This window comes from Pseudoalteromonas sp. bablab_jr011 (genome assembly GCF_016464045.1).
GTDB lineage: Bacteria > Pseudomonadota > Gammaproteobacteria > Enterobacterales > Alteromonadaceae > Pseudoalteromonas > Pseudoalteromonas lipolytica.
The window spans coordinates 26643-35836 of sequence record NZ_JACDWU010000237.1 but is presented as its reverse complement, the minus strand read 5'-3'; the positions used below and the strand labels follow the sequence as shown (position 1 = coordinate 35836).

At 42.3% G+C, this 9194-nt stretch carries 11 protein-coding genes and 1 pseudogene; 3 read left to right on the top strand and 9 right to left on the bottom strand.

The window, feature by feature from the left end:
- Positions 1–69 (top strand): annotated as a pseudogene (locus JIG41_RS14380) (elongation factor Tu); the annotation flags it as partial.
- Between the two features lie 216 nt (positions 70–285).
- Here JIG41_RS14380 and JIG41_RS14375 read toward each other — a convergent pair.
- The 7 genes from JIG41_RS14375 to JIG41_RS14345 all read right to left on the bottom strand — a co-directional run bounded on the left by JIG41_RS14375 (position 286) and on the right by JIG41_RS14345 (position 6645).
- Positions 286–1176, bottom strand: a complete 891-nt coding sequence (locus JIG41_RS14375) for a HEAT repeat domain-containing protein (RefSeq protein WP_199524992.1) — start codon at positions 1174–1176, stop codon at positions 286–288.
- A 131-nt stretch (positions 1177–1307) separates the two neighbouring features.
- On the bottom strand, positions 1308–2501 hold the full coding sequence (locus tag JIG41_RS14370) for a dipeptidase (RefSeq protein ID WP_036973481.1): 1194 nt from the start codon (positions 2499–2501) through the stop codon (positions 1308–1310).
- 60 nt (positions 2502–2561) lie between these two features.
- The gene (locus JIG41_RS14365) at positions 2562–2819 is read right to left on the bottom strand and encodes a YheU family protein (RefSeq protein ID WP_036973480.1); all 258 of its coding nucleotides are present in this window, start codon (positions 2817–2819) and stop codon (positions 2562–2564) included.
- Positions 2794–3795, bottom strand: a complete 1002-nt coding sequence (locus tag JIG41_RS14360; RefSeq protein WP_199524991.1) for a hydrolase — start codon at positions 3793–3795, stop codon at positions 2794–2796. The genes JIG41_RS14365 and JIG41_RS14360 overlap by 26 nt, the downstream gene beginning before the upstream one ends.
- A 142-nt stretch (positions 3796–3937) precedes the next feature.
- Positions 3938–4078: a DUF3149 domain-containing protein gene (locus tag JIG41_RS14355; RefSeq protein WP_074989877.1), complete on the bottom strand. Its 141-nt coding sequence runs from the start codon at positions 4076–4078 to the stop codon at positions 3938–3940.
- A gap of 244 nt (positions 4079–4322) precedes the next feature.
- Positions 4323–4739 carry a TIGR02444 family protein gene (locus JIG41_RS14350; RefSeq protein ID WP_065979437.1) on the bottom strand — a complete coding sequence of 139 codons (417 nt, stop codon included), beginning with the start codon at positions 4737–4739 and terminating at the stop codon, positions 4323–4325.
- Positions 4726–6645 (bottom strand): ATP-binding cassette domain-containing protein, encoded by a 1920-nt coding sequence (locus JIG41_RS14345; protein WP_199524990.1) that lies wholly within the window; start codon positions 6643–6645, stop codon positions 4726–4728. The genes JIG41_RS14350 and JIG41_RS14345 overlap by 14 nt, the downstream gene beginning before the upstream one ends.
- 129 nt (positions 6646–6774) lie before the next feature.
- On the opposite strand from JIG41_RS14345, the gene JIG41_RS14340 reads away from it, so the two are divergent.
- On the top strand, positions 6775–6978 hold the full coding sequence (locus tag JIG41_RS14340; protein ID WP_036973475.1) for a YheV family putative zinc ribbon protein: 204 nt from the start codon (positions 6775–6777) through the stop codon (positions 6976–6978).
- A gap of 20 nt (positions 6979–6998) precedes the next feature.
- Here the strand turns inward: JIG41_RS14340 and JIG41_RS14335 are convergent, their stop codons facing one another.
- Together JIG41_RS14335 and JIG41_RS14330 are read right to left on the bottom strand one after the other, a co-directional pair.
- Positions 6999–7211, bottom strand: coding sequence for a SlyX family protein (locus tag JIG41_RS14335; protein ID WP_036973473.1), 213 nt, complete (start codon positions 7209–7211; stop codon positions 6999–7001).
- The gene (locus tag JIG41_RS14330; RefSeq protein ID WP_036973471.1) at positions 7198–8196 is read right to left on the bottom strand and encodes a WD40 repeat domain-containing protein; all 999 of its coding nucleotides are present in this window, start codon (positions 8194–8196) and stop codon (positions 7198–7200) included. Before JIG41_RS14330 ends, JIG41_RS14335 begins: the two co-directional genes overlap by 14 nt.
- A 201-nt stretch (positions 8197–8397) precedes the next feature.
- Here JIG41_RS14330 and fkpA point away from each other — a divergent pair, with 201 nt between their 5' ends.
- Positions 8398–9153, top strand: a complete 756-nt coding sequence (fkpA, locus tag JIG41_RS14325) for an FKBP-type peptidyl-prolyl cis-trans isomerase (protein ID WP_065979435.1) — start codon at positions 8398–8400, stop codon at positions 9151–9153.
- The last annotated feature ends 41 nt before the right edge of the window (positions 9154–9194 follow it).

Here is a 9194-nt window from a genome sequence, read left to right as displayed (position 1 = left end):
TTACGCTTCGCTATCCGTGAAGGTGGCCGTACAGTTGGTGCTGGTGTTGTTGCAACTATCGTTGAGTAATCAACTATAGTGATGCATTAAGCATTCAAGAAAAACCCGAGCTTAGTCTCGGGTTTTTTTATGGATGAGAAATTAGATATTAGAAGTTAGATATTAGAAGGTAGATATTAGAAGTCAGTTACCGAGCGGGGGTTACTTACTGGTGTGATTAAACATCAAAAAGTTTGCTTGAGGCTAACGTGGCTTTATTTTGTTCTCGCTTCTCGCTTCTCGCTACTAACCACTATTTCCAAGTACTTTGTTTAATTCTTCTCTTAGTCGTGGGTGTTTTAGGCTGTCGGTCATAATGTCAGCTACTTTACTATCGCCACTTGATTCTAAGCTTTGAATACGCTGTGCAAGCTCAAGGGCAAACTCTTTTTTATCGAGTTGATTAGCACGATAAAATTGGCTCACAAGGGCACTGGCTGACACGCTACGAACGTAGTCGTTATCGTCGCTTTGCAAGAGTTTTTGAAAGTAGTCGGCTAGTTTTGGTGAAACAGAATCGAGTCGCGATAGATTCTCTATGGCATGAATTCGTGTGGTTGGTTCACTTGTATACTCACTGATATTGAGCATCGCGTCGACAACGGCTGTGTGTTGATTTTCATCTAGATCACGTCTGAGCATGCCTAACGTCATTTTAAGTTGCCCATAGGCTGCCAAACGGTCGTCATCGCTATTATTGATATTTAGTAGTGCAGAAAATGCGTCGTTAATTGATTTGTTTGCATAGTGTTGATCGGCCTTAATGCGCTGACGATAATCATCAGGCAAGTTTCTAAACCAATTAACCGATGGATTTCTTTTGGTTGCTTCTGCAATACGTTCTTTTTCGCGTTGTTCGATGACTTTATCGATTTGTTCTGCAATTAAAGTTGGCTCAATTTTAGGGCTACTCTGTTCTAGTGCGTTAATTCGAGTTTCAAGGTCTAGAATATAGCCATGCAATGCGACGAGGTTTTCCCTGTCTTCAAGGGGAACGCTACCACTTACAGATGAAAAATCGTACTTTGCGGGTTGCGGTTTTTTGAGTGGCTTAGATGCCCCGAACTGGTTGTATAACGTTATGCCTAATGCAGCGGTTGCAAATACAAGCGCAACATTTCCTTGCCATGAAGCCATATCACATCATCCTAATTACTTCTGTGTAATCATCAGATTAAATCATGCTATTTTTTTAATCAATAAACGATGTTGCAATCAATAAAAAAGCGCATTAACTGCGCTTTTAAGATAGTGATAATGAGGTTAGTTTAATGCGCTTTCGCGTACTCTTCAGCTTGTTGCCAAACTCGAAGCATGTTGCCACTTAAGATCTTTTTAATATCTTTATCGCTATAGCCTCGATCTATGAGGCCTTGTACAAGGTTAGGGTAGCTAGACACGTCCTTTAAGCCTACAGGCAGTGAGTCACCAACACCATCGTAGTCAGAGCCAATACCGACGTAATCAATGCCTATTAGCGCGACTACGTGGTCGATATGGTCAAGTACTTGCTCAAGGCTTGCAAACGGGAATGGGTTCTTAGCACGATAAGCTGCGTCAAAATCTTTGCTGAGCTTCGTGCCTTCCTTCTTCTTGTCTGCTTTTGCGGTTTTTAGCTGATCATACCAAGAACCAGCTTGAGCGGTTACGAAGCTTGAACCAAAGTTGATTTGAATAACACCGCCATTCTTTTTGAGTGCTAATAACATATCGTCATTCATATTACGCTCAAAGCCTGGCGTATATTTACGCAGCGATGAGTGAGAGGCAATCACTGGTACTTTCGAAATTTCCATGACTTGGTAAAACGCATCATCTGAAATATGCGATACGTCTACAAGCATACCGATGTTGTTCATCTCTTTGACCAGCTCTTTACCAAATGGGCTTAAGCCTTTCCATTTACGGCGAATATCGTAAGAAGAGTCTGAAATGTGATTGCTTTGCGAGTGAGCAAGGGTGATGTAGCGCACACCACGGTCATAAAAATGCTTCAGGTTTTTCATGTCACCTTCAATCGGTGAACCATTTTCCATCCCCATTGCCAACGACATTTTACCTTGTTTAAAGTGTGCTTTGATATCTGCTGTTGAATCAGCCATTGCAAATTTATCTGGGGCACGCTGTACAATGGCTTCCATGCTATCGATTAACTGATTAGCAAGTTGGTAGCTTTTACCTTTGCCTTCAAACTCGAGGTTAGCTGGAATGTAAATTGACATAAAAGGGGCGTTTAGGCCGCCTTGCACTGCACGCGGATAGTCAAAATCGCCGTCATCAGTCGCTTTAGTTACATCGGCCCATTTATCGTGAATACGGTAAGGCACATCAATGTGTGTATCAATTAAAATCGTGTCTTTTGCTAGTTTGATGGCTTTATCTGATGCCGTCGTCTCACTTGCATGAGCTTGGCTGATTAAGGCCAACGAAACAGCGGCAACCAATGAGCTTAGTTTTTTCATTCTTAATGGCTCTTTAAAGTTAAAAAGCCATTGTGAAGGGTTGTAGAAAAAGTTACAAGTTTAGTCGTTAAACGACGCTTGATACTCTGGGTCGGCTTGTAATGCGATAAACTCGGCTTTTGAAATAATGGTGACAGATTCATGTAGTTCAGAAAAGAACACCATTGCGTCACCTTTTTTTAGTTGCTGAGTAACCTGCGCCACCTTACTTTCAATACTTACCTCTTGCTCGCCATAGTCAGTGCCTTCACGTAATACATAGCTTTCAATTAAATTGTAAAGTGTCTCTTTATCAAGTTTTTCGTGTGGAATGATCATCACTGCTCTTTTTAACTAACTGTTGAAAATACTCAGGCACTATACGCTCAAGCCAGTACTCGGGTTTAAACGGATTATTACCGCTAATAAAACCTACATGGCCGCCTTTTTCGGAGATACGCAGAGTAACATGTTCACTGACATCTGTGCTATCGGGCACGGCTTTAATTGATAGCATCGGGTCATCTTTTGCGTGCACAATAAGTGTCGGTGTTTCGATCGTTTTTAAAAACGGTTTGGCGCTTGCTTGTTGATAGTAATCTTCAGCGCCAGCAAAACCATGCAAGGGAGCCGTTAGTAAGTTATCGAACTGCCATAAGTCATCAATAGCCATTAACTTTTCTGGGGTAAGACTAATTTGCTGTTCTATTTGTGGCAGCTTTCTTTGCATTGATTTTTTCATGCGATCAAGCAAATACTTTTGATAAATTTTACCTAAACTTTTACGTATTACTTCGCATGATGCCGATAAATCAAAAGGAGCCGATACCACGGCTGCACCATGTAAGTTCGATTGGCTACCTTGCTCACCTAAATATTTAGCAAGCACATTACCGCCTAGCGAAAAGCCAACAGCGAAAAGAGGACGTGAGGGAAATGTGTTTTTTAGGTGGTTGATAAAAAAGCGTAAATCTTCGGTCTCGCCACTATGATAAGCACGCGCAAGGCGATTAACTTCGCGTGAGCAATTACGAAAGTGCATGAGCACTACCGCAAAGCCTTGCTGCTTGAGCTTTTTCATCATGCCTTTGGCATAAAAGCTATTAATGTTGCCCTCTAGGCCGTGTAACACAATGGCTAATGGAGCATGTTCATTGTGTGGCTGTGCCCAAGCAAGTTCTAAAAAGTCACCATCTGGGGTGTCGATTGTTGATAAGTCGTAGCGTGTATTATGAAAAGGACGAAAGAAGCGCGGCATTATGGTTTGCAAATGGCGATTGCGCATCCACCACGCAGGCTTAAACTCAGGTAACATAGTTGACACTTTCAAGACAAAACAAGCGCCCATTGTAGCAAGTTTTTGCTTTTTTAGAACAGGTGGCAATTTTGTGTTGTTGCAAATAAAAAGCCCCTAAACAATAAAATTGGATGGGGGCTTTGTGCGTCGTGCTTAATTCTTACTTAGGAACTTCTGCGTCGTGAACTTTCTTGATGAAATATCCGACGTAAAAAAGGCATAAAACGATAACAACTGCCAAAATGCCAAATGACATAAATAAGACGGGGTCGCTAAAAAAATCTCTAAAGAATACGTTCATGGTTGTGCCTCCTAATGTCTATGGGTTAATCATAGGCTGGCTTTGGGGTGGGTGATATGATCCAGATCAAGCTATTTTCCTGAAGCTACACAAGGCGATTTAGAAGTTGATTTGGATCAAGTTTGATAGGCTATTAGCGATTAGACGTCAGTCGATCGAGAGGCGTTTTGCTTCAGATAAAGCCTTAAGGGTATGGCTTACTACTTACTATGAGTGGCGTTGGATTGACTGCGAACTCACCACTTTACTTAATATATAATCCTATATTATTCGCATTGGAACATGGCGTTAGAGTCATCGTATTCAGTGCGTTTATAAGAAGCTGTTGCTGTTGTTTTTCGAGTTTTAATTCTGCACTGAGTAATTCTTTACGAATCGTGGCGTAATCAGCAATTTCGGTTTGATTGGCCTTTAGGTAGGCGCGAGTCTTACGTAGAGGCTTTAATACCTGCTCGTCAAATTCAATAATGCATAATTCAAGCTGATTAAGTTGAGAATTGTTTAAAGCAAGCCCAAGAGAATCTAAATAATACAATAGCAGACACAGGTTAACGTTTTTACCTTGCTGGTTTTGGTAATCTAACAGGCGTGCTTGCATGTCATCTTTACTATAAAGCTGACATGCAAATTGCCAAAAATCGTCACTGTTAAGCAAGTTCATCGGCAAACGCTTGTTCTTTTTCTTCCATCTCTTCAAGGGCCATCAGTAGCTCTTCTTCGATGTCATTTACTTTTGGCGTTAATGTCGCTTGTTTTGCGAGTAACTCTTTGAGTTTTGCTTTGTTGTCATCGTTATAAAGCGCGTTATCGCCAAGTGCCTCTTCGATTTCAGCTAATTCCGCTGAGTGTTTATCGAGCTGCTTTTCGAGCTTTTCTATTTGCTTTTTAAGTGGTTGCACTGATTTTCTAAACTCGGCTTCTAAGCGCTTTTGTTCTTTACGATTGATGCTTGAATGCGCTTTCGGTGCACTGTCTTCAGTTGTTTTTGCAGCTTCTTTGTTCGCATTGAGTAACCATTGGTAGTACGCGTCAAGATCATAGCCAAACTGGGTTACTTCTCCGTTATCAACAAGGTAATATTCATCGGCTGTGTTTTTTAACATGTGGCGATCGTGCGATACGGTGACCATTGCCCCTTCAAAACCTTGTAGAGCCATTACAAGAGCATGTCGCATTTCTAAATCAAGGTGGTTGGTGGGCTCATCGAGTAACAGTAAGTTGGGCTTTTGATACACCAACATAGCCAGTACTAAACGTGCTTTTTCGCCACCCGAAAATGGAGCAACTGGCTCAAGTGCTTTATCGCCAAAAAATGCAAAGCCCCCTAAAAAGTCGCGCAGTGATTGCTCTGTTGCCTGCGGGTTTAAACGTTGTAAATGCGTAACAGCACTGGCTCTTAGATCCAGCGATTCGAGTTGGTGCTGCGCAAAGTAGCCAATATTTAATCCTTGATGCTGAAACACTTCGCCCGCTTGCGGTTTGAGATCTCCAGCTAATAATTTTATTAGCGTTGATTTACCCGCGCCATTTCGACCAAGCAAGGCAATACGGCTGCCCGGTACGAGGTTAAGTTTAATGCTGTGTAAAATGGTGGTATCGCCATAGCCCGCTTTGGCTTGGTCAAGTGTCATGAGCGGGTTCGGTAGTGCGGTTGGTTCAGCGAATTCAAAATCGAAGGGTGAATCAGCATGTGCTGGCGCCAGCTTTTCCATACGCTCCAGTGCTTTTACCCGGCTTTGTGCTTGTTTCACTTTACTTGCTTTGGCTTTAAAGCGAGTAATAAACTGTTCAAGATGCGCAATTTGTTCTTGTTGCTTTTCGAACATGGCCTGTTGCTGTAATAAGCGTTCTGCTTTTTGGCGTTCAAATTGCGAGTAATTGCCTTTATAAATATTAATTTTTTGCTGGTCGATATGCCAAATTTGATCAACCACCGCATCGAGAAACTCACGGTCGTGTGAGATAAGCACAAGTGTGCCAGTATAGGCGCGTAAAAAGCGCTCTAACCAGTAAACAGCATCAAGGTCTAAGTGGTTGGTTGGCTCATCTAAAAGCAATAAATCGGCATCGCGAATAAGGGCTTGTGCCAAGTTTAAGCGCATACGCCACCCCCCCGAAAAGGCACTCACAGGGTTGTCAATTTGCTCATTGGAGAAACCTAAACCATGTAGCAGTTCACCGGCTTTTGCTTCAATGCTGTAACCTTGGATATTTTCAAGACCAATATGTGCCTTTGCTTGTGCCGCGCCATCATTATTTTGCTCGGCTTCGCGCAGTGCGATTCTGAGTGTGTAATAGTCAGGATGGCCTTGGAGTACGTAATCAAGCGCACTAATATCGAGAGCCGGTGTTTCTTGCTTTACAGAAGAAATGGACCAGTCTTTAGGAATACTGCATTCACCAGCATCGAGTTGTAATTCAGACTTTAATAGCGCGAACAATGTGGATTTTCCACAGCCATTAGCCCCGACTAGGCCTACTTTATGCTCAGGGAATAAGGTTGCAGAGGCACCTTTTAATAAGGCATTACCACCACGAAGAAGCTCGATGTCTGAAATTTGGATCATGAAAGTTTACTTGCACACCACAGTTTTAATTGCGCATATCATAACACGGATCGTATTAGGCTTCGCAATCGTATCAAACACAGAATTATTAGGCTAAAATAGCCGCCTAAATGGCACCGGAGATCATGTATGAGACAAAAAAAACGCTTTATCGCAGGGGCATCATGCCCAGAGTGTAATGCGATGGATACGATGATGCTTTATAAAGAGCATGATGTTGAGAAAGTAGAATGTGTGCAGTGTGGCCATAAAATGACTCAGCCAGAAAAAGCAGTACAAGCCTCAACACGCCAGTTTGAACAAGTGATTGGGGTGTTTAAGCCGGGCGATTAACCCGGCTAAATTTTTCAATATTAATAATGTGGCGGAGGCGGCTCATGCATCTGCGACATTAAAGAAGGTTGTTGTGCTTCTTTAATTTTTTCTGCAAGCAATTCAGTCTGGCGCTTCATTTTTGCAAGCTGTTGCTGATGCGCTTTAAGCTCATCATTTAATATTTCAATTGTTTCATCTTGAAAAGCGACTTTTGCTTCAAGTTCCATTAGACGATGTTCAATTGTGTTCATTTGATTCTCTTACATTAAAACTTTCAGCGAATCCGCTGGAGCTTTCGGTTAATAACGCTTGGTTGTTATCAGTAAACGCAACATCTAACACCACGGCCGATTTCGGGCGACTTCCTTCACGAGGAACCACTTGCCACGTTTGCAATTTTTTACCTGAGTCTAGCTGCCATAATTCAACAAGTCGATTGGGTGACCCGGTTGCGATTAAGGTGCCTTCATCGTTAAAACGCACTGCGGTAAAAATTTTCTGACGCGCAATATACGCCAGTTTGCTAACAAGATCACCTGTAGTCAGTTGCCATACATTTGCTTGCTTCATACTGTCAGCTGTAAATGCATAGCGGCCTTGTGGATCGAGGGCGACTTGAGTAACGCGAGTCGGGTGGTTAAAGCGATGTATAACTTGCCCTGTACGGGTATCCCAAAAGTAGGCAACATAGTCATTAGAACCACTGATTGCGTAATGACCATTCGGTGAAAGGTCAACAACATTCACTTTTTCTTGGTGGCCAAGGAACTCTATGCGTCTTCCGGTCTCTAAGTCGAGGTAAACGACTACACCGTCGGCGCGGCCATATAACACGCTGCGTCCTTGGTTGCTAATCGCGATATCTCTAATTGTTGAGGCGTGTATTTTATAGTAGCCCGTGTTTTTACCTGAGTTAATGTCCCACACAGCAAATGTGGACTTTTCTGCGGTGACAGCATGGCTATTGTCGTAAGAGATTGCCACAGTGTGAACGAGGCTATCTTGAGCTTGTTGTTGAAACCATTGGTATTTTAATACCTGCTGTTGATTATCCCACAGCGCGACCCCATGGTGTATAGATGAGATCACGCTGTATTTGCCATCATGCGAAATAGCAGATGCAAACGCACCTTTAGCTGCATGTTCATAACGTGCAGTGGATTGCTCATGTTGCTCAGAGCAGGCAACAACTAAGCTTAGGCTTAGCAGATACAAAAAAGTACGAAATATCGACATATTACGGGTATTTCCCCTTAACTCTTCGTGATTGAGAGGTTAGACTAGGGCTCATTAAAGGCCTAGGTTGTTATTCTAATCACTGATCATGCGTTTGCATGAAGTTTAGTTATTAGACAAGCAGCCTACCATGTAGGTCGTTAATCTTTAACTAGTAATAATACAATAATTGACAACTGCAAAGTGTGTCGGAGATATAAAATGAGAAAGACGATTAAATTGTCATTGATTGCAGCGTCAGTTTTAGCGCTTACAGCTTGTAATCAAGAAGCAAAAAAAGAACAGCAAGTTGAAGTTAAACTAGAGACTGAAGCACAACAACAAGCATACGGTATCGGTGCCTCTGTTGGTAATTTCTTGAATCAAGACTTAGCTGACAAAAAAGAGTTAGGTGTTGAATTAGATGAAGCGCTATTAAAGCGTGGTTTTGAAGACGCACTTGCAGGTAACGCAAAATTAGACGACGAAAAAATTCGTGAAGTGTTAACAGCGCTTGATCAAAGCATTCGTACTAAGCAACAAGAAAAAGCAAAAGTAGAAGCTGAACAGAGCAAAGCTGAAGGCGAAAAATACCTAGCAGAGAACGCGAAGAAAGAAGGCGTGACAGTAACTGAGTCTGGTTTACAGTACGAAGTGATTTCACAAGGTGATGGCGAAAAGCCAGTTGCAACTGACGTGGTAAAAGTACACTACAAAGGTACTTTACTAGATGGAACTGAGTTCGATAGCTCTTATTCACGTAATGAGCCAACGACTTTCCCACTTAACCGTGTGATCCCAGGTTGGACTGAAGGTTTACAGTTAATGCCTGTTGGCTCTAAATACAAGTTCACTATTCCAGCTGATCTTGCTTACGGTGAGCGCGACCTAGGTAAGATCCCTGCTAACTCAACGCTTGTGTTTGAAGTAGAACTACTTGAAATTCAAAGCGAAGAAAAAGCAGCTGCTGCAGAGTAATTTTTTACTCAATGAGAAAAGGGCCTAAAGTAGGCCCTTTT